The organism is Anaeromusa sp., from assembly GCF_028691475.1.
GTDB lineage: Bacteria > Bacillota > Negativicutes > Anaeromusales > Anaeromusaceae > Anaeromusa.
In genome coordinates this window covers 1-20,846 of record NZ_JAQUZF010000044.1, presented here as the reverse complement: position 1 = coordinate 20,846, position 20,846 = coordinate 1, and the positions used below count along the sequence as shown (strand labels likewise).

The 20,846-nt window shown below is 48.1% G+C and carries 22 protein-coding genes and 1 riboswitch; of the genes, 1 reads left to right on the top strand and 21 read right to left on the bottom strand.

Annotation, left to right across the window (positions count from 1 at the left end):
- Positions 1-94 precede the first annotated feature (94 nt).
- Positions 95-278, bottom strand: a riboswitch (cobalamin riboswitch).
- A gap of 90 nt (positions 279-368) precedes the next feature.
- The 19 genes from PHF27_RS07635 to PHF27_RS07545 form a co-directional block, all read right to left on the bottom strand.
- The gene (locus PHF27_RS07635; protein WP_300068042.1) at positions 369-938 is read right to left on the bottom strand and encodes a hypothetical protein; all 570 of its coding nucleotides are present in this window, start codon (positions 936-938) and stop codon (positions 369-371) included.
- Between the two features lie 114 nt (positions 939-1,052).
- Entirely contained in the window at positions 1,053-1,862 is an 810-nt protein-coding gene (locus PHF27_RS07630; RefSeq protein WP_300068039.1) for an ATP-binding cassette domain-containing protein, read from the bottom strand.
- Positions 1,843-2,661, bottom strand: a complete 819-nt coding sequence (locus PHF27_RS07625; RefSeq protein ID WP_300068036.1) for an ABC transporter ATP-binding protein — start codon at positions 2,659-2,661, stop codon at positions 1,843-1,845. Before PHF27_RS07625 ends, PHF27_RS07630 begins: the two co-directional genes overlap by 20 nt.
- Positions 2,658-3,527 carry an ABC transporter permease gene (locus PHF27_RS07620; protein WP_300068034.1) on the bottom strand — a complete coding sequence of 290 codons (870 nt, stop codon included), beginning with the start codon at positions 3,525-3,527 and terminating at the stop codon, positions 2,658-2,660. Before PHF27_RS07620 ends, PHF27_RS07625 begins: the two co-directional genes overlap by 4 nt.
- Positions 3,520-4,527, bottom strand: a complete 1,008-nt coding sequence (locus PHF27_RS07615; RefSeq protein WP_300068032.1) for an ABC transporter permease — start codon at positions 4,525-4,527, stop codon at positions 3,520-3,522. Before PHF27_RS07615 ends, PHF27_RS07620 begins: the two co-directional genes overlap by 8 nt.
- Entirely contained in the window at positions 4,509-6,026 is a 1,518-nt protein-coding gene (locus PHF27_RS07610; protein WP_300068029.1) for an ABC transporter substrate-binding protein, read from the bottom strand. The genes PHF27_RS07615 and PHF27_RS07610 overlap by 19 nt, the downstream gene beginning before the upstream one ends.
- Before the next feature lie 318 nt (positions 6,027-6,344).
- On the bottom strand, positions 6,345-6,530 hold the full coding sequence (locus PHF27_RS07605) for an energy transducer TonB (protein ID WP_300068027.1): 186 nt from the start codon (positions 6,528-6,530) through the stop codon (positions 6,345-6,347).
- A gap of 543 nt (positions 6,531-7,073) precedes the next feature.
- On the bottom strand, positions 7,074-7,853 hold the full coding sequence (locus PHF27_RS07600; RefSeq protein ID WP_300068024.1) for a dipeptide/oligopeptide/nickel ABC transporter ATP-binding protein: 780 nt from the start codon (positions 7,851-7,853) through the stop codon (positions 7,074-7,076).
- A gap of 11 nt (positions 7,854-7,864) precedes the next feature.
- The gene (locus PHF27_RS07595) at positions 7,865-8,635 is read right to left on the bottom strand and encodes an ABC transporter ATP-binding protein (protein WP_300068022.1); all 771 of its coding nucleotides are present in this window, start codon (positions 8,633-8,635) and stop codon (positions 7,865-7,867) included.
- Positions 8,636-8,658: 23 nt separating this feature from the next.
- Positions 8,659-10,194 (bottom strand): ABC transporter substrate-binding protein, encoded by a 1,536-nt coding sequence (locus PHF27_RS07590; protein ID WP_300068019.1) that lies wholly within the window; start codon positions 10,192-10,194, stop codon positions 8,659-8,661.
- A gap of 9 nt (positions 10,195-10,203) precedes the next feature.
- Positions 10,204-11,019, bottom strand: a complete 816-nt coding sequence (gene nikC, locus PHF27_RS07585) for a nickel transporter permease (protein ID WP_363320047.1) — start codon at positions 11,017-11,019, stop codon at positions 10,204-10,206.
- Complete coding sequence (gene nikB, locus PHF27_RS07580; protein WP_300068016.1) at positions 11,016-11,960, bottom strand: nickel ABC transporter permease; 945 nt, start codon at positions 11,958-11,960, stop codon at positions 11,016-11,018. Before nikB ends, nikC begins: the two co-directional genes overlap by 4 nt.
- On the bottom strand, positions 11,960-12,742 hold the full coding sequence (locus PHF27_RS07575) for a class I SAM-dependent methyltransferase (RefSeq protein ID WP_300068013.1): 783 nt from the start codon (positions 12,740-12,742) through the stop codon (positions 11,960-11,962). Before PHF27_RS07575 ends, nikB begins: the two co-directional genes overlap by 1 nt.
- On the bottom strand, positions 12,739-13,509 hold the full coding sequence (locus tag PHF27_RS07570; protein ID WP_300068011.1) for a class I SAM-dependent methyltransferase: 771 nt from the start codon (positions 13,507-13,509) through the stop codon (positions 12,739-12,741). Before PHF27_RS07570 ends, PHF27_RS07575 begins: the two co-directional genes overlap by 4 nt.
- Before the next feature lie 33 nt (positions 13,510-13,542).
- Positions 13,543-13,881 carry a hypothetical protein gene (locus PHF27_RS07565; RefSeq protein ID WP_300068008.1) on the bottom strand — a complete coding sequence of 113 codons (339 nt, stop codon included), beginning with the start codon at positions 13,879-13,881 and terminating at the stop codon, positions 13,543-13,545.
- 293 nt (positions 13,882-14,174) lie between these two features.
- Complete coding sequence (locus PHF27_RS07560) at positions 14,175-15,260, bottom strand: iron-containing alcohol dehydrogenase family protein (RefSeq protein WP_300068005.1); 1,086 nt, start codon at positions 15,258-15,260, stop codon at positions 14,175-14,177.
- Positions 15,261-15,287: 27 nt separating this feature from the next.
- Positions 15,288-16,250, bottom strand: a complete 963-nt coding sequence (locus PHF27_RS07555; protein ID WP_300068002.1) for an L-lactate dehydrogenase — start codon at positions 16,248-16,250, stop codon at positions 15,288-15,290.
- Between the two features lie 52 nt (positions 16,251-16,302).
- Positions 16,303-17,409: an iron-containing alcohol dehydrogenase family protein gene (locus PHF27_RS07550; RefSeq protein ID WP_300067999.1), complete on the bottom strand. Its 1,107-nt coding sequence runs from the start codon at positions 17,407-17,409 to the stop codon at positions 16,303-16,305.
- Positions 17,410-17,451: 42 nt separating this feature from the next.
- Entirely contained in the window at positions 17,452-18,591 is a 1,140-nt protein-coding gene (locus tag PHF27_RS07545; protein WP_300067997.1) for an iron-containing alcohol dehydrogenase, read from the bottom strand.
- A gap of 116 nt (positions 18,592-18,707) precedes the next feature.
- Here PHF27_RS07545 and PHF27_RS07540 point away from each other — a divergent pair, with 116 nt between their 5' ends.
- Positions 18,708-19,634 (top strand): 2-dehydropantoate 2-reductase, encoded by a 927-nt coding sequence (locus PHF27_RS07540; RefSeq protein WP_300067994.1) that lies wholly within the window; start codon positions 18,708-18,710, stop codon positions 19,632-19,634.
- 63 nt (positions 19,635-19,697) lie between these two features.
- On the opposite strand, the gene PHF27_RS07535 is transcribed toward PHF27_RS07540, so the two are convergent.
- Positions 19,698-19,958 carry a hypothetical protein gene (locus PHF27_RS07535; RefSeq protein WP_300067991.1) on the bottom strand — a complete coding sequence of 87 codons (261 nt, stop codon included), beginning with the start codon at positions 19,956-19,958 and terminating at the stop codon, positions 19,698-19,700.
- Between the two features lie 244 nt (positions 19,959-20,202).
- Positions 20,203-20,790 carry a TetR/AcrR family transcriptional regulator gene (locus tag PHF27_RS07530; protein ID WP_300067988.1) on the bottom strand — a complete coding sequence of 196 codons (588 nt, stop codon included), beginning with the start codon at positions 20,788-20,790 and terminating at the stop codon, positions 20,203-20,205.
- Between the last annotated feature and the right edge of the window lie 56 nt (positions 20,791-20,846).

Genomic DNA, 20,846 nt, shown 5'->3' with positions numbered 1-20,846 from the left:
ATTTTACATAAAATAAAATAAGACTGACCTGGAATGGTCAGTCTTACTATGTAAAATCGTCTCACGAAATCCCCTTCCTGTCGCTCGCAGGTATAGCGGTGATTGTTGGTTAGGCAGTTCTCCTGGCTCTGGATCATCGCGGCTTCAAACCTTCCCGGAACCATTCTTCCAGTGGTATCTTTTGAAGCAACTCTCCCATTACAGTGGCGGGACCGCGCCGGTATTACACCGGACTTCCCTATTAAGCCCTCACGGGCACCTAAACCCTCTTTATGCGGTTTTCTTTACTAATTTAAATACTAGCAGTTTTGTTCTTTTTGTCAAGTCGTTTTTCGTCGTCCAGCAAACTTCTTCCGTCTGCGCGCTTCTTATTTGGCGCCAATTCCTAATTGATCTTTGTACTTCCGCATGCCTTCGATACAGCATTGCATGACCGTATTCGCCTCCAGATTTAACAGGGCAAAGCCTTGGTTAATGACCTCGCGGTTGCATTTAGCGGCAAAGCTTTTATCCTTGAATTTTTTCTTCAGGCTTTTCACTTCCATATCCTCAATGCCCGTAGGGCGCATTAAAGCAGCAGCCATAATAATGCCAGTCAGTTCATCTACAGTAAACAAGCTTTTTTCCAAGTTTGTAAGAGGCTCGCATTCCTCTGTGCAAAGACCATAGCCATGGGAAAGAATAGCACGGATATCGGCCTCTTCCACATCTTCGCCGCCTAAAAGCTCCCGCACATGCTGACAGTGCTCCTCCGGATATTTTTCATAGTCAACATCATGCAAATAGCCGATAGCCGCCCAATGAGCCGCATCCTCTTGAAAATATTCTCCCATTGCTTCCATTGCTGCGCTAACCGCCTGAGCGTGCAATAGTAAGTGTTTTTCCGTAACATGTTTCTTTAAAATGCCTTGCGCTTTTTCCAAGGTTAACTTTGCCATTTCCGCCGCCTCCATACAACAATATCTTGCATTCTAGTTCTTCCTACGATTACAACATTCATTATACCTCGTCTCTAGCATACATAAAAGCGGCGTGGCAAATTCTATACGCCATTACTTTGACAAGGCTCTTCGATCCTTCGGATGTGTCACCGGGGCTGCCGCCAGCAGCTTTTGCGTATAAGAATGTTTTCCTTGCGTTAACTGATGCGCAGGTAAGACTTCTACCAGCCTGCCTTCTTGCATAATGCCGACGCGGTCCGCGACGTGGGGCAGCATGGCTAGATTATGCGTAATGAAAAGATAGGTCAAATTCATCTGCTGCCGCACTTGATGCAGCAAGCCAAGAATCTGATTCTGCAGCGTCACATCCAAACTCGACGTAGCCTCATCAAAAACAACCAGCCTTGGCTGCGGCAAAAGAGCCCTAGCCAAGGCAACTCGCTGGCACTCCCCGCCGGAAAGTTCTCCCGGATACCGCGCCAGAACTTTAGCGTACAAACCGCAGCATTCCAGCATACTGCTGATCCGCTTCTTTGCGCGAGCTTCATTTTCTTCTAGAGCAAAAGAGCGTACCGGTTCCGCTAGAATTTCGCCTACTTGCATACGGGGATTCATGGAAGAATAAGCGTCTTGAAACACCATCTGCACTTGGCGGCGATAATTTTTTTGCGCCTTCCCCTTTAGTGCGGAAATATCCGCACCATCAAAAAGAATTTTTCCTGATGCCAATGGCTCCAATAACAAGATCGCTCTCGCCAGCGTACTCTTCCCGCTGCCGCTTTCTCCAGCTAACGCAAAGCGCTCTCCTTCGGCAATCTGCAAGGATACCTTTTCTACGGCCTTTACTTCTTTGTGTCCGGCCAGCCAATGCGAATGCAACCGATAACGGCAACAAGCGTTTTCAACTACAAGCAGACTCATGCGCCGCCTCCTCTATCAATTCGAAGCGACTGGCTGCCAACAAGCGCTGCGTATAGGCCTCCTGAGGCGCATCAAAAATTTCCATGCAGCTTCCCTGTTCTACCACACGCCCCTCGCGCATGACCGCCACCTGATCCGCCAGCTCTGCAATCACGCCCATATCATGAGAGACCAAAAGCACCGAGCTTCCTCCCTCTTGCTGCAAGCGGCGCAATTCTTCGATAATCTGCGCTTGCAAGGTCACATCCAAGGCGGTAGTCGGCTCATCTGCGATGATCAAAGGAGGCTCCAGCGCCACAGCCATAGCAATCAGCACTCTCTGCCGCTGACCGCCTGACAATTGGTGCGGAAAGCGATAGTACAGCTCTTCCGGCTTTGTAACACCCGCACGAAGCAGGGCTTGTCTCGCCCCGACTCCAGCCTCTCGACGCGACAGCTTCCGATGCACCCGAAAAAGCTCCGCTACTTGCCAGCCTACAGGCAATACCGGATTCAGCGACGCCAGGGGATCTTGGAAGACCATGCCGATCGCCGCACCGCGCAGCGCGCGCAGCTCCTCCGGCTTCAAGGCGCATAGGTTTTTTCCTTGAAACCAGGCTTCCCCTTGAACCTGCACATTGTTGCGCCCCATACCGGCCAGTCCCATCACCGCCTGCAGCGTCAACGACTTGCCACTGCCGCTTTCTCCTACCAAACCCAAGACTTCACCGGCAGGCACATCAAAGGTCACATCCCGAACTAAAGGCGCGCCATCAATAGAAACCGACACATGGCGCAAGGACAAACAAGACTCCTTCATGACGCCTCTCCTTTTGCTCCGAAATTTCCTTTGCCTCCCAACGGGTCAAGAGCGTCTCGCACCGCATCTCCCAAGAAGTTAATGGCTAATACGGTCAAGACAATAAAGCAGCCCGGGAAAAAAGTAATCCACCAGGCGCCCGCTAAAATGCTCCGCTGCCCGCCCATCAGCATATTCCCCCATGAAGGAAGGTGCGGCGGAATCCCCATGCCCAGAAAGCTGAGAGCCGCTTCCGTTACAATCGCATGGCCCACGCTCATCGTCGCCAACACGACAACCGAAGGCAAACAATTCGGCAAGATATGCCGCCAAATCAACGTTCCGTCGCTTGCGCCGCATGTAAGCGCCGCCTGCACAAAGGGCTGCTGTTTCACAGCTAAAAACTCGGTCCGCACAATACGGGCGGTCTGCATCCAACTGGTAGCCGCAATTACCCCAATAACACTTTGAAAGCCTTGACCGCTCAGCGCCTGCAAGGCAATAACCAGCACCAGCGTAGGCACCGAAAGCAAGCCATCCAACAAGCGCATCAGCGCGTTATCCGCCAAGCCCCCTGTATAGCCGCTGACCACGCCGTACAGAAGCCCCAGGGTAGTCGCAAGAGCCACCGAAGCAATGCCCACCGCCAGGGACACCCTCGCTCCATACAACAGGCGGCTGAAAATATCACGTCCCAATTCATCCGTACCAAATAGATGCATACCGTTAGGAGGCTGCCGCACGGCTGCTAAGTCGGCGTCTATCGGGCTATACGCCGCCAGAAGCGGCGCCGCAGCAGCCAGTAAGAGCATAATCGCCAAGACGATTAAACCGCCCTGCCCCAAACGGTGGCGCACCAGACGCTTCCAAAAAGCCTTGTTACCCAATGCCGCCCACCTTCTTTCGCAGCCCTTCCACCGTCAGTCTGGGATCTACCCAAGCGCAGGCAATATCCGCCAGCAAGTTTCCGGCGACGACAAAGCAGCCTGTTAGCAATATCGTTCCCATCAACAGCGGATAATCGCGCATGGAGGCGGCTTGAATGCTTAATTGTCCCAATCCTGGATAAGCAAATACCGTCTCCACCAGATAACCGCCCCCGACAAGAGAAGAAAAAGATAACCCGCCATAAGTAATAACAGGCACCAAGGCATTGCGAAAGGCATGCAGATAATGCACTCTTCGCGGCGATAAGCCTTTGGCATGGGCCATACGAATATATTCCTTGCCCAGCACTTCCAGCATGCTGGACCGCACAAAGCGAATATAAGCGCCCACATGACTTAACGCCAGCACAACGACCGGCAGCAGCAAATGCCGCAGCCGGTCGAGCCAATCTCCATCATTCCCTAAAGAAGCCATGCCAGCGGATGGCAGCCAGCCTAAATAGACGCTAAAAAACAAAATCGCTAACAACGCCAGCCAAAAGCTAGGAATGGAAAAAAAGAGAAACGAAAAAAACGTCGCCAGATAATCAAGCCACGAATATTGCCGAATGGCGCTAGCCAAGCCCACAGCAACCGCCAGGCAGACCATCAGCGCCAACGCGCTCACATTCAACACAATGGTGCGCGGTAGTCTCTCCGCCAGCATTTGCGATACCGGGCGACCGGTAATATATGAAGTTCCCAATTCGCCTTGCATAGCCTGTGACAGCCAGCGTCCATACTGTACAGGCAATGGTTGATCCAGCCCCAAGTTTTCACGAATGCGCTCCTGGTCCGCCGGGCGCATCCGCTCCAACTGGCTGCCGTACATGGCCACCGCCGGATCTCCATGAGCCGTATGAATAAAGAAAAAGGAGCAGAGGCTGACAACCAGCAGCACCGGCACACTAGCCAGCAGCCTCCGCAAAATAAACAGCAACATCAGGGAGTCTTGCTCCATTCTTCCACATTCCAAGTATAACCGGCGCCATGATGGCCCAACGTCCTTGCCTTAAAGCCGCCGATGCTTTTATTATGCACTACGGCAACATCCAAGTAAACCAAGAAATTAAACGGCGGATCCTCTGCCAACGCTTGCTGGAACTGAGCGTACAATCCTTTGCGCGCTTCTTGATTCATTGTTTGCCGCGCCGCTGTCAAAGCCGCATCTACCTTAGCGTTTTTATAGTGTTCATAGTTTTGGCCGCTGGGGTCGCTGCCATGGAAGATCCGGTACGTATCTTGATCCGGATCAAAGGGACTGCCCCAGCCCAACAAAAATGTTTCCATGTCTGCGATTTTAAAGGACCCCTTTTCTCGCGGATCCGGCACAGCGTCTACGCCAATTTGTTTAAACTGCGTAGACAAGGCGTTCGCTAAGGAAACCCGCACCGGGTCATGGGCAAAGGTAGTAATTTTAAAGGTCAGCTTCTTCCCGTCTTTTTGCAGCATCCCGTCCGCGCCCGGCGTATAGCCTGCCGCCGCCAGTAGCTCTTTCGCCTTTGCCGGATTATAGGCGTATGTTTCTACCGCACTGTTATTGGCCCAATTGAGCTGCAGCGGTCCATAAGCCGCTTTGCCCCAGCCAAGCATCACGCCTTTTACCAGCGCCTCCCGGTCTACGGCAAAATTCAACGCCTGGCGCACACGCGCATCATTCCATAAGGGAAATTGGCGATTATACATCAAACAGCGATAATCCGCGGTTACCACACGTTCCACTTGGAGACTCTGCACTTTTTTCACCCGCTCCACTTGAGCCGGATCGACAAGAGCTACATCAATTTCTCCGGTTTCCAACTGCAGCGCCCGAACATTCTGATCCGGCAGGAACTTCAAGATCACTTTCGCCACTTTCGGAGCGCCCCGATAAAACTCCTTATTAGCTTCTAACGTCATCGCTTGTCCTTTTTGCCATTGGCTCAGACGGAAAGGTCCTGTGCCAATCGGCTGGGCGTTAAAGGCATCTTGATTCACGTCTTTTCCCGCTAAGGCATGTTTCGGAATCATGCCGGTCGTCATAGCGTCAAGCAAGGGAAAGGGCGTCTTTAAAACAATCTTGACCGTATAGGGATCCAGTACGCTTACCTCTTGAATTTCTTCAAAACGTTCGCGAATGGTCGAATTGCTTTTTTTGTCTAATGCCGTATCAATCGTAAATTTAACGTCTTCCGCTGTAAAAGGCTGGCCGTCATGCCATTTTACGTTTTGCCGCAGCTTGAATATGTATTCCTTTTGATCCGCGCTTACCTGCCAGGATTCCGCTAAATCCGGCGTCAATTCGTTCTTTTCATTGTATCGGGTCAATCCTGTAAAGATCAGCATTACCGCATCATCATGCTCGTCTGTAAAGAGCGGATTTACTTTGGCAGACTCATTTTCAACCCCCAAGACAATCGCATCCGCCGGGGTCTTCGCTTCATTTTTTCCTCCGCACCCTGTCAGCAGCAATGCTGTCATTAGCATACCGCACATTATAAGATAGAGAGCTGTCTTTTTCTTCATCTTCCACAACAACCTTTCTTCTTTTGACATAAAAAACAACAGCCCAATTACGCCTGCGGATGGCAGACGAATTTGCAGCTGTTACACATTCGTGTGTATTACGCTTCCTTCGTGAAAGCATTACTATGTATAATCATTCTTCGTTTTTAGAAAATTCCCTGCAAACTCTCTTTCGCAAAAGATAGTTTATTCTCGCAAACGAACTACTACCGACAGTGTCGTTCTGCTACGTAGCGGGCCTCCATTTTTATACCTTGCCGGTCCAAACCACCACTATTGTACCGTTGCCATGGCCGCTTCGCCCAACTCTTCACATCCTGATGAAGTCACAACGCTTACCCCGCCAACACTGCCATCTTCCAGCACAAGCATACGCACTATGACCTTTCCTTCAACACGCTGTCTCCGCATAGCATCAGGATATATAAGCTCTGTCCGCTGCAAAATCCGCGGCGGCATCACTCGCCCTATGCTTTGAGCATTTACGCCTTTTGGGGAATCCTTACCATTTCTGGTTTTTAATGATTGCTTCTAGCAAGCTAAATTCCATTACGCCGCCAACGCATTAAAAAAGCAAGCTTCATCCTTCATATGTGCATTTCGTCCCTTTTAAAATTTTTTACTTAGTGAAATGCCAAACAAACGCCCAGACACAGGGTAATTATATTGTTCCTCATAGTTTTTATCAAAAAGGTTTTTCTCACCAACAAAGTAATGGAAATACAGGCACCACTAACAACTAACGTAACACTTTTGGTCATCTCAACATCCCCGAAGCTATAATTTTGCACAAAAAATTTTTTTAAAACGAAAAAAACACGAAAGAATAAACTCTTCGGAGTTCGTAATCCTTTGTGGATTTCATATTCAATCAAACTAACAACACTCCGACATCAGCAGTTCCAATTTAGGCATAGGGAAGCACATGATGTCCGATATAGGTATTATCATACCAATTTATTCTCACAGAATATTTCATTCATTTTTGCGCTAATCAACCAATTAGACCTGTACTGTTTTATTAAAAAATTCTTCTGCCTTTAAAAGTTCTTGCGTCCAGCGCGACTTTGGCTTTTGCAACACTTTCGCAGTCATCCCAGTTTCTACAATAGCACCATCATGCAATACTACGATCTTTTGGCTCAGTCGTTTAATCAATGATAAGTCATGTGAAATAAATAGACAGGCAATGCACAGTTTGGTACAGAGGGACTGTAAAAGCTCTATAATTTGCAGCTGTATCGAAGCGTCTAGCGCGCTGGTAATTTCATCGCAAATCAAAAATATCGGCTGCATAGCTAACGCCCTAGCTATAGCGGCGCGCTGGCATTCTCCTCCACTGATCTCATGAGGATAACGTGCCTTAAAACTTTCATTCAAACCGACTAATTGCAAAAATTTCGTCGTCTCCTCCTCCGCGACTTTAGACTTAAGCCCACGATTTTTCAAACCTTCCTGTAGACTCCATCCGAGAGTTTTTCGCGGATTAAAAGAGTCATAGGGCTGTTGAAAAACCATCTGCAAATGCTGATATGCATACCTCAGACTGGAGTCGTCTCCATATAAAACCTGTCGGCCACCGAGAGCTACGCGGCCACCGTCGGCCGGCAACAAGCCAGCAATGATCTTCGCCAACGTACTTTTTCCTGAACCGCTTTGCCCTACAACGCCAACGCACTCCCCCTGCATAACAGAGAAAGAAATATTCTGCAGCACTGGCTTTTTACCATTTTTTCCATTAAACGTCTTTTGTACCTCACTAACTAGCAATACTGGTTCCATTCTATTTTCCCTCACTCCATGGCTGCCGCCGCTAAAAGCTCTTTGGTATATGCATGCTGCGGCTGTTTAAACACACTCTCACACGGCCCTGCTTCCACAATTCTGCCTTGCTGCATAATCAAAACATAGTTAGCCATGGCACGCGCCATGGCTAACTGATGCGTAACAAGAAGTAATGACAAACCCATATCCGTCCGAAGACGCAGCAGTTCCTTCACTACCTGAACCTGGGTCACCGTATCCAGCGCCGACGTTGGCTCGTCAGCTAAAATAAGGGTCGGCTTCAGTAAAAGAGCCGATAAAATACCGACACGCTGAGCCATGCCGCCGGAAAGACGAAAGGGATATTCATCCCAGATAGAGAAGGGCAGATTCATTTTCTCCATAAGCTGATTGGCTCGTTCTTTTATGTCTTCTTTAGAGCTATTTCCGTGAGCTTGAGCTTGTTCATAAAGCTGCGCACCGATTTTTCGAATCGGACAAAAAGAAGCCCCCGTGTCTTGATGCACTTTCGCAATGTCTTTACCACGCAAAGTTCGCCATTGACCAGCATGGAATGCTAAAAGTTCTTGCCCTTTGAATTTGATACTCCCCGAAAGAATCCGCCTGGTTTTTCCGCCCAGCCCCATTAGCGTATTTAGTAGCGTGCTCTTACCGCTGCCCGAAGCGCCAACTACCGCCACAACATCTCCGCGCGACAACGTAAAGCTAATTTGCTCTAAAACTGCTTTGGTTCCATACGCAACCGACAGGTTCTTCACTTCTAATAAGTTATCCCGCATTGTCTTTGCTCCCGCATCTTCTCTTATATATCCAGCGCAGGGGTAATCTCGTAATAATCTGACGGATGGGCTTCAAAGCCTTTGACATTTTTTTTCATAACAAAGGACATTTTCAGATGCGCCGCATAGAAAAAGGCACTGTCGTCTAATAATAACTGCTGCATACGCACAGCCATTTCTGCGCGTTTATCCTTGTCAAAAGTATTACGCAGTTCCTCCGCCATCTGTTCCATGCGGTCATTGTGGTAAAAGCCATGGTTATACGCAGAATTATCCAAAACATGCGTTGTGAAATAGTATTCAGGATCCCCCGTAGGTGCCGTAACGATGGCTTTAGCATATACGTCATATTCGCCGCGTTTCAAAAAGCTCTTGTAATTATCGGTCGCGTTAACAAGCAATTTAATACCAATATTCTTCAAGGACGCTTGCGCCGCTTCCGCTAAAAGAGGCAATTCTTGGCGAGACGTATAGGTAAGCCACCTCAATTCTAAAGGTTTGCCGTTTTTCTCAACATAACCGTCTCCGTTAGTATCAGCATAACCAGCCTCGGCCAACAGCTTTTTAGCCGCTTCCAGATCGTATTGCGGCGCTTTAACTACATCACCGCCAAAACGCAAATTTGCCGGAAACGGCCCTACTGCCGGAGTTCCATTTCCATGCAGCAATACTTGGGTAAAGCCATTCTTGTCAATAGCCATCGAAATGGCTTTACGCACGCGGCTATCCTGCAAAGCTTCTGTCTTATAGTTAAACGCAGCTTGATATACGCGCGAAGTATTGGTAGCGCTGATTTTGTATTTATTTTCATCTTGGAACAGTTTCAAACTCGCATAAGGAAGCCCTTGCACAGCATCAATTTCACCGTTTTGCATAGCCATAGTCAGCGTATCGCCGTCAGTAATGCTTTTGACAACAACCCGCTCCAATTTAGGTGTTTCCCCCCAATAATGCTTGTTTTTCACCAGCGTTATTTCCGTATCGGTCACTTTTTCGGCCGCATATGGCCCCGTCCCTATAACAACCCGGTCTTTCTCACCGGCTTCCATATCAATAATCGCACCATACGGATCAGACAAATAGTTTAACAAGGCCGGAACCTTGGCCTTAGACGTAATGGTGATGAATTGTCCATCCGCCTCTATATTCTTGATTTTCAAGTCCTCTGGCGCCCGGTCATGTTTGGCAATAAGATCTTCCAAGCACGCTTTTACCGCAGCGCCGGTAACTTTTTTTCCATTAGAAAAGGTAAGATTATCGCGCAAATGAATTTGCACGGTATACTCATCGATCTGCTTATAACTGTCCGCTAACCAAGGCTGAATCTCCATTTTGTTGTCAAATTTGAACAGCGTTTCACCAATACCGTAACGAATCGTACTCCAGCCGCAATAGGTATCATGTGGATTTGTACCTGCATTCTGCATTGCCGGACCATAGGCCATGGTTCCATACCGAAATACTTTCTCTTTCGCCGCCGGACCGCTAGAATTGCTACAGCCAGCCAGTAGCGCCGCCATGACAAGCAGCATTAAATACGCTATCATTGTTTTTTTCATACGTTCACCTTACCCTTTCAATTGCTTTGGATCCAGATAATCTCGCACGCGATCGCCAAACAAATTAAAAACCGCTACAGTTAAAAATATTGCTCCCCCAGGCGCAAGAACCACCCACGGAGCCGTTTGGATCATGCTGCGTCCGTTGTTCATCATCGCCCCCCATTCCGCCATCGGCGGCATCGCACCTAAACCTAAGAATGACAAACCTGCCAATTCCATCATAATCGTACCCACATCTAAAGCGGCAGTTACCATCACAGGCCCCGCAATATTCGGCAATATGTGATTTTTCATAACACCTAGGCTTGTAGTTCCATTCATTTTGGCTACCGTTATGTACGGCATATGCCGCACAGTGAATACCAATCCTCTGGCTAGGCGCGCATACTTAGGCCACGCTACCAGGGCCAGCGCCCCTACTGCGTTTAAAATTCCGCCTCCTAGCACCGCTGCCACCGCAACGGCAAAAACCATTTCTGGAAATGCTAAAAATACATCAGCCAGACGCATCAAACAGGCATCCACTCGTCCGCTGCAATAGCCACTGACAATCCCCACCAAGCTACCAAAAAGGGCAATGACCCCTAAGAGCAGCAAGGATGAAAAAATAGTGGTCTGCGCCCCGACCAGCACCCGGGAAAACACGTCTCTTCCGTAGCGATCCGTCCCCAGCCAATGAATACTGTCTGGCGCTTTAAGAGCTGCCGACAAGTCCTGCATATAAGGATCATGCGGTGCAAGATGTGGAGCAAAGGCAGCGATAGCCAAAAGAATACACACGGGCAGTCCATAAAAGAACAAGCTCCTATATCGTCTCATCATCCTTCACCGCTTTCGTCTACATGAACACGGGGATCCAGATAATGATAGATTAAATCCGCTATAAGATTTACCAGCACATAAATCACAGACATCCAAATAACATACGCCTGTATCAATGGATAATCACGGGTCAAAATAGCGTCAACCGCCATTTTACCTACTCCATCCCACATAAAAATCGACTCTACAATCGCCGTCCCTCCCAAAAGAGAGCCGCAAGACAAGGCGGCCAACGTAATAATCGTAATACAAACGCTTTTTAAAACACTGCGAAACAAGATCACACCTTCTGGAATTCCACGCGCTCTAGCCCCCTCTACATACGGCTTTTCCAACTCATCCAGTACCACTGCTCGAATTTGCCGCATATACTTGGCCCCCATAGATATCGCCAACGTACAAGCTGGCAATATCACCGTATGCCAGTCCGCCTGGTTCCCCATAATGGGTAACAGCTCTAATTTCAACGCAAAAAAATAAATCAATAATAAGGCCACAAAAAAATTAGGCAGCGAATTGCCTACAAAGCTCGCACATCGCAGAAAATAATCAATCCAAGTATTCTGACGAACTGCCGCCCAAACGCCTAGCGGCGTCGCCAACAGCAACGTCGCTCCCAAAGAAGCAAGCATTAACTCCGCCGTCGCAGGAAGCTTCGTCGCAAAGGTTTCAAACACCCGCTTATTAGAAACATAAGATTGCCCCATATCCCCTGTCAGCACTCCGGCAAGCCAAGATCCGTACTGCACCAGAAATGGTTGATCCAGCCCTAATTGGGCACGCCGTGCCGTTTTTACTTCTTCTGAAACCGCCCCAGATTGCTCATACAGCATATCGACTGCATCATCCGCCGTCAGATGCATCATCGAAAACGACAAAAAAGTAATCCCAAAAAGAATTGGAATGAGTTGAATGCATCGTTTCAGAATATAATGCCGCATCAACAAGGCCTTTCTGCACAAACCATAAACAACGGCATCGACGCATACCGCAGCTGCTCTTCGTCCGACCAAACCCGTTTGCCGATAGTTTCATCAATACATACAAGCTGCAATCCCACTTTCCCAACGGCACTCCGATCCCACTGGGGACGCTTCTGGCACGACAACGGCAATTCATAGGCAATTTCTTCCATTTTTGCACCTATAGCCGGCGTCTGCACAGCCGCAGGCTTATAAAGCCGTGCCGCTTCCCGGCAGTCTTTTTCATAAGCAAGCCGCCGCTTCTCATCGAATAAATATAAATACCAGTTTGCATCAAAATAAAGCATTCTTCCTCCCGGACGCAAAACTCGAGCCCACTCCGCCAAGGCTGCTTCTGGCTTCTCGAGGTTCCATACTACATTACGGCACACGATCAAATCGAAGGTTGCCTCTTCAAACGGCAGGTCGTGAACATTAGCCTGCAAAAAATGCACCTTTGCTCCGTAATGAAGCGCGTTTTTACGAGCCTCGTTCAACATAGCTTGCGTCAAATCCACCGCCGTAACCTCATGTCCGGCGAGCGCTAAATTAATAGCGAAAAAACCTGGACCAGTCCCCACATCCAAGATGCTCAACGTTTCCTTCGCCGGCGCTTGCTCCAAAATAACCGAGCGCCAAGCTTCGCGTTTAAAGCTATGCAGTTCCTCTAAGTTTTGTGCAGAATAACTTTCAGATCGCAAGCGCCAATAGTCTTGCACTTCTTTTGTTAAGTCCTGCTTCCATGCTGGACAACCGTTCATGCCATAATCTCCTTTTTCGTTTTCTGTGCAACAATCATAAACATAGGTGTCGCCCCATATAGCAACCGCTCTTTTTCATCCCACACTTGCTGCGTAATATCCAAGTCATTAACAATATTCTCAAAGCCCAAGGCACTCAAGACGCCATTATCCCACCAGGGCCTAACTTGACTATCCAGCGGCAATGCAATCCCTAGCTCTCGCTCTTCTTCCGGGCCTTCATATGTATCATATGGTGCGCCGTAGCGCGCACGAAATTTCTGCTCGCGCTCTAAAACTTGCGCCATTAAACCCTCATCATACCGATACCGATTCCAGTTCGCGTCAAAGACCAGCAACGTTCCACCTGGCTTTAAGACTCGCTTCCACTCTTGATACGCCTTTACCGGTTGCAATTGTGTCCAGGTAACATTTCGGCTAAGCACCAGATCAAAGTGATTGTCCGGGAACGTCAGCTCATGACTATCCATCAGCGCAAATGTCGGCGCAACATTTTGGGCCACGGCATTTCGCTTCGCTTGCTCCAGCATCGCCGCACTACAGTCAATGCCTGTTGTGCGATAACCTGCTTGCGCCAAAATAATGGAGAAAAAGCCAGGACCTGTACCAATATCTAATACCTCGCGCCCCGATTCACTTCCTAGCTGCGTTGCAATCAACGAAACCCACGCCGCCGGACGAAAGCTATGCAACTCATCACAGACAATGCAGCTATACCCTACCGCTGAACGAGACCAGCGTCTATCAATTTTTTCTTGTATATTCACAGTTTTTCCCCTTTTGTCACTCTAAGTTTCCCCTTATAACTCCCGCCCAACGACCCTCAACCGATACTCCTCATCAAGGTTCTGCTTCAGCGCCTGCACTTTTTGCTCCACAGAACACTCCGGCAGGCGTGCAAGCAGTTTTTGAAGCTCTTTACTAGTCACTTCATATGCGTATTTTTCTTTAAAAGAGCAAATTTGCTGTACTAATTTTTCGTACTCAGCATGTTCCGATGAGAGATGTTTCTCCAGATTTTTCAATGCATTTGCAACAGTCGCCCCTAGATATGTTTTGCATTTCAAAGACCGCTTCACTGCTTTGCTATATTTGGATTGCTTAAGATAAAATGCATTTCCTTGAAATTCGATAAACATATCAGACCCCCTTAGAACGCTTCCGCTCTTCTTTGCGTCAATTTCTGTAATCCGAGCACACCATTTTTACATAAAAAAGCAACAATCAATAGCGGTTGCCAAAAGAAGCAATCGCTAATAATGATTGTTACACATTCGTGTGTATTTACGCCTTCTTCGTGAAGGCCTTTATTGATTTATGTATATTCTGCATTACCAGACATTTTCCTGCCAAACAGCTCGCTTGTTAAAAAAAGAACCTGCCCGACGAACATTCTCGTCTGACAGGTTCCCCACTATCGCCATCTCATTTCTTAAACGCTCAGTGCATCCACGCGGGCAATCGCCTGGAGCATTATCTCCGTAGTCACAGTCACCGGCATGTTTTTCATATCTGGCAGCGATACGGCTTTTGCTGCAACAGCCTCCAGTTGAGCCGCTGTTGTTTTAGCAATCTGTTGGCTAGTCACCGGCACGCCGCAAGCTTTAGCAATTCCAATGGCCTCCAGAAGCTCTTCATCCGGTCGTCCCTCCAACGCCAATAAGCAAAGATTTCCGTATCCAACTGTCCGACCATGCCCCATTTCATGGGCTTCTGGAATAATCGTGAAGGCGTTGTACAAGGCATGCGCCGCGGAAGAACGCAGCTGCTCGCCGCCATAAATAGAAGCCATGCCGGCGTACAGAATTATAGCGTCTGCCGCCGCTTCCAATGCAGTATGATATTGCTTGGTTGCAACCGCCTTTTGCGCTTCGCCGCCAAACTTCGCCACCAAATCGTAGCACAAACGGCCCTGGGCCAAGGCTGCCAGGCTCAAGCTGTTCTGCTCCACGCATTGAATGGCAGCGCGGTATTCGTACCATTTGGCCAAGGTGTCTCCCAGGCCGGCTGCCAAATGCTCTTCCGGAGCTGCCAGCAGCACGTCCGTATCAATCACCATGCCCACCGGGCAATTAGGGAAGGAGACAATGCGAATAAAGACGCTGTCGTTGTCGTAGAGCACCGCTACCGGCGTAGCCGCAGCGCAAGTAGCCGCAATGGTCGGCACGGTTACTACAGGCACGCCGCAGGCGTCTCCTGTCAGCTTGCCTGTATCCAGCGCCTTGCCGCCGCCCACGGCAATAATCACCTTCACATCGTGCTGACGCACGCCAGTCGCCAAACGATCAATGTTGTCCTGTGTACATTCGCCGCCATACCACTCTACAGCGGCTACTTGCACGCCCGCCGCCTGCAGATTGGCTTCCAGCGCTTTTTGTGTTTTCGCAAGAGCCGTCTTGCCTCCTAAAATGAACACTGGGGCGCCTAGGCTCTTACAATACGAGCCAATTTGCTGCAATGCCCCGCGTCCGCGAAACACATTCTGGGGAAAACTTACTTGTTCTACTGCCATCGTCATTTGTCTGTCTCCTTAATTTAGATTGGTTTACTTTTTAACGCCCACCGATTTCAACACCTGTCCCAAATTTTCAAAGCTTGCTTTTAATTTGCCGATTTCCTTTTCATTAAGTGCTACTTCCAAGCGCTGACGTATACCATCGGAATTTACGACGCAAGGCAAACTCAGGGCAATATCGGCCAAGCCGTATTCACCGGTTAGGGTCGTGGATACCGGGAAAATGCTGTTTTCGTTGTAGAAGACCGCTCTGGCCAAACGGCAGGCCACCATGGCGATGCCGGAATTGGTGCAGCCTTTGTAGTTCAGCACGTCATAGGCGACATTGACCACCGCCGCGCCGGTCTTATCGTAGTCCAAAGGCTCCTGGGCCGGAAAATACGCATCCAGCTTAGCCGCAGGAATCCCGGCGACATTCACCAGGCTCCATGCCGGGAAAGCCGAGTTGCCATGTTCGCCCAGAATATAGCCGTGTACATTCTTGGGATCAATATTGTATTTGTTACCGAGAATTCTGCGCAGCCGCGCGGTCTCCAAGGTAGTACCGGTGCCAAAAATCTTGTGTTTAGGATAATCGAAGAGGTTTTGAGCGCAGTAAGTAGTAATATCCAAGGGGTTAGTAATCATGATAATAATGGCTTCTTTCGTATACTTTGTAATGGAAGTCATGACATCATGAATGGTTTTGACATTGCTCTCCGCCAGCAGCAGCCTGTCGAGATTAGCGCCAGGAAGAATGCTTGGCCCGGCGGCAACGATAATCACGTCCGCGTCCTTGCACTCCTCATAGCCCCCTGCATGCACATGAACGCTAGGGCTAAAGGTATAAGGCGTACCATGGCTGGCATCCAGCGCCTCTCCCATGGCTTTTTCTTCCAGAATATCAATCACGGCAATGTCCGCCGCTAAATTGAAGGACAATGCACAATTCAGCACCGCTGACCCTACATGCCCTACACCCACAATCGCCAGTTTACGTTTCGGAAAATTCATCCCCATCGCTCCTCTTAATCGTATTTGTTTTATATATAGCAAGCAGCTACATTCAAACCATTACCGCCTTGGTCGCAGAGCCGCTTTGCTTCGCATAGGCTTCCATATACAAAACTGCATCTCGCAGCATCGTTTTCTTGACTTCATACGGCGAACAAACCAATTCCTGACTTTCAACTGTTTGATCCAGTATTTTCTCCATTTCCTCCATGGTTACGTCAATATCCTCCAAACACGTTGGTAGACCAACGGTGCGACAAAAAGAAACCATTCGTGCAAGTTCTTTGGAGTTTTCGTCGCAAGCTAATAAGATTAGCACCCCATATGCAACCACCTCTCCATGAAGATGCTTTTTTTCAATTTGGGGCAAAGAAACCAGCGAGCAATATAGCGCATGCGCGATATGACCATTGTAATCTTGCGTGACATAGTTCGAAACCATGCCTGTCGTCACAACAATTGCCAGAGCCGTTTGTTCCAGTTCACGGCTTAGGACTTGCTTTACATTATCCGCCAATGCTTTTTGCCCATTGCGAAAAATAGGTTCGGCACATAAGGCGCTGAGCTGAACCCCCATGGCGTTGGCGTATTCCAGCTCCTTACCGCGCGCCGATAGGGTTGCTTCATAATACTTTGCAATCGTATCGCCCATACCTGCCCACAGATACTTGGACGGTGCATCGGCAAACAAGTTTAAACAGAGAAACACATGTATAGGATGTACTTTGGAAAACGAAAGTTCTTTGAACGAACCATCTAAGCGATACATAACGGCTAAGCTGGTAAAAGCTGCGCAATTACTGGCAATCGTCGGAAACGTGAAATAGGGCTTATCCAATATTTGCGCCAACACTTTGCAAGTATCCATTACCTTGCCTCCGCCAACGGCAAAAATCATATCTGCTTTTTGCACGCTATCCTGCATTTTCAAAATAGCGACATTTTCATATGCAGCCTCGCCTCCAAACCAAAGAAAGTCAATGATTTCAATGTCGCTTCCTGCTACTGCTGCCGCTACTAGGTCCTTCGCTTTTCCCATTGCTTTTTTACCGCCGATTATCACGGCAGTTTTTCCATACGCAGAGCATATGGCTGGAACAGCCGCATAATCATTTTCCGATACGGTATATCCCGGAAAAGTCACCGTATAGTTTTCCACTACTTATTCACACCTCTCTAGTATCTTTTCATACGATTTTAACTAGTACGCCAAATGCAAAATTCGAGCGACATCATCCTTCTCAAGGCGCTGCAGTTTCCCTATAGGTCCGTTGCTCACTGCATTAGCCGACATAGGCTCTAACTGCGTTTCTGCCACGCCCAAATCACGCAGCCTTGTCGCACTCCCCCACTGTACCAATTTCTCCTGCCAAGCGACAATTGCCTTTTCTACGCTATTGCAGTTCCATACATTGCGCGCAAATCGCGTAAACTGTTTTGGATTGGTCTTTTGCACATACTGCATCCACGCCGGAATAATAATTCCCAACCCATCTCCATGAGAAATTTGAGGATAAAAAGCGCTTACACTATGTTCCATCATATGGCACGCCCAATCTCCACCGCGCAGGCCCGCGCCGCTAATACCATTCAAACCTAGGGTAGCCGCCCAAGCTAGATTAGCCCGGCTTACAGTATGTTCCGGATCTTTCTGCAGCTTGTCCACCATGGCAATAACCGTTTTCATTAACGCTTCATCAATGGCAAGGCTTGTTTCTTCTTCGTTTCCCATACAATAGTATTCCATGATATGAGCCAGCACATCGACAGCACCGCTAACGGTTTGCTTCCAAGGCAAGCTGCATTGGATGCCGGGGTCGACAATAGAAACTTGCGGATATAGCCGTGGACTGCCAATCCCCCATTTGCTTTTTGCTTCCGCCTTGGTAATCACCGCATTTCCATTCATTTCAGAAGCCGTTGCCGACAATGTCAGCACCGTAAAAATAGGCAGCGCCTTTTGAATGGCGACTTTCCATTCAAAGGCTTGCCAAATGTCGTTCAGATAAACCCCCGCCGCAACAGCCTTAGCTGTATCAATAACACTGCCGCCACCCACCGCCAAAACCGCTTCCACTGCTTCTTCACGAGCTATTTGGATGGCTTCATACACCTTTGCCAGCTCGGGATTAGAGCGAATTCCCCAACACTCAACAACGATAATATTTTTTTCACGCAGCGAGGCCATGACTTGAGCATATACGCCATTCTTTTTAATGGAACCGCCCCCTGCAAGGAGCAGTACTTTTTGTACTCCTTTTTCAATAACTTCATCGCCAAGCTTGGCAATGGCGCCTTCCCCAAAAATAAGTTTGGTTGGATTCGAAAAGGTAAAATTCATACAACCAAGTTCCTTTCTACTCACTTTTTTTGTATTGCCATGCTTCTATTTTTAAAGGGTTTTTCTTACGAGCGTGGAAGTGTACGTTCAGATTCAAAACCGAGGAGGTCACTGTTATGAAAATTGCTGTTGTTGGTTCAGGTGCCATTGGCGGCCTGTTTGGCTCTATGCTCGCCCAAGGCGGCCTAGATGTCACCTTGGTAGACACCTGGCAAGAACATGTTGCTTGCATGAATGCTCATGGCTTATTAATCGAACGACCCAATGGAAAAACAGAAGCCATACCGGTCAAAACAACAACCCATATCCAAGATGCCGCGGAGCCAGATTTAATTATAATCGCAGTCAAATCGTACGACACTGAGCAAGCGGCCACAGACTGTCTCTCCATCGTACGCCCCGACACCATGATCCTAACTGTGCAGAACGGCGTAGGGAACGTGGATATTATCGGCAATATTCTGGGACATCACCGTATTTTAGCAGGCACTACGTCCTTTGGCTGTACGCGCCTCGCTCCAGGAAAACTCAAACCAAGCGGTGTCGGCGAAATTACGATAGGCGAGTTAAGCGGCAACATAACGCCACGGCTTAAACAAGTAGTTGACACTTTTTCTACGGCTGGTTTTGAAATGCACACCAGCCAAAATGTCGACAGCTTAATTTGGAGTAAACTGGTGGTCAACGTAGGCATCAATGCTTTAACAGCTATTACCATGCTCACTAACGGTGAACTGCTTGATCATAAAGAGACCCGAAGTCTCCAAGAAGCCGTGGTCAACGAAGCCACTCGCGTTGCCGCAGCCAAAAAAATTGACTTTTTAGTAGCAGATCCGCTCGAATGGGTCCGCGACGTTGCTCGCAACACCTATGACAACAAATCTTCTATGCGTCAAGATATAGAACGCGGCAGTAAAACGGAAATTGATTTCATCAACGGAGCTATTGTAAAAGAAGGCCTCGCGCTAGGAATTCCCACTCCAGTCAACGATACATTGTGTAAGCTGGTGAAAACCATCGAAATCCGAAAGCACTCTTCTTAAGAACTGCTTTATTCTTCTAAAATGCATTCCTTTAGCTGGGTGAATTTTTTCGCCCAGCTTTTTTTACCACCATTTCCCCAAAAATGTTTTTGCTTTTTGGGGATGATAGTCCTTGAGCAACTGAATGATCGTATCTTGAGACAGCTGCTTTGTTAAGTAATGGATTGTCGCTTTGCCATTGTCCGCATGAATATGGACGTGTTTGATTCCGGGAATTCCGAGCAAGAACGTCTCCACTTCTTGCGCCTGCTGGGCATCCAAGTCTTTAATCAGAAGCTTCAGCTGGCTTGTCCCCAGCGAAAAACAACCGCATGATTTACACATAACACTCCCCTTCCCTTCGCTAAAACCTATATACTTAAGGAAGCAAAAAAACAACAGCCAATCAGTTTCCTGCCGCAATCGGCAGGAAACAACACTGGCTGTTACACATTCGTGTGTATTACACTTCTTTCGTAGAAGTATTATTTATTTCTTCTATTCGTCGTTGGGAGTGAATCCCCTGCCAAAAAGCTATATTTGTTTCAATATAGTTGCTCTTTTTGCCCCGCTTGATTTTACGTTTTTTCTAGAAATCAATCGTGCGCTGATAACATTTCCACAGTTTCTGCGGATACTCGTCCAATACGGCCTTATTCTCTTGGCTGAGAATGACAAGGGGCTGGATCATACCTAAAAACATCATGGCCGCCGCCGTAACATCCACTGCCTGGTTGATTTCACCAGCTTTTTTCCCTTGGAGCAACAGCTTTTTCGTTTCATATACATAAGCGTTAATTTCAGCGAGCATCTTTTGTTTCAATTCCTGATTGCGCTCACTGCTGATTAGAAAATAAAGAATGCGTGGAATCGCCGGCTCTTCTTGCAGCAATTTCACATGAAGTTCAAAGAGACATTTTAAACGTTCCATCGCCGTCCCCTCCTGCGTTGTCGCTTGCTGCAAATTTTGCTGCAGACGCTCGCCAATAAAGTCAATCAGAGCCGCAATTATTTCTTCTTTATTTTTAAAATGCCGGTAAATAGCGGATGGCACCAACTGAATCACAGCGGCAATCGCATTGGTATTCAAATTATCTAAGCCCTGCTGTTCCACAATAAACAGCGCCGCTCGCAAGATTTCCTCACGGCGTATTTCCGTCGTTTTTCTGCTGCGCATTTATTTTTCTCTCCCTTACGCCAAATTCTTGCGAAATTTTTTGACCGCCAATGTCA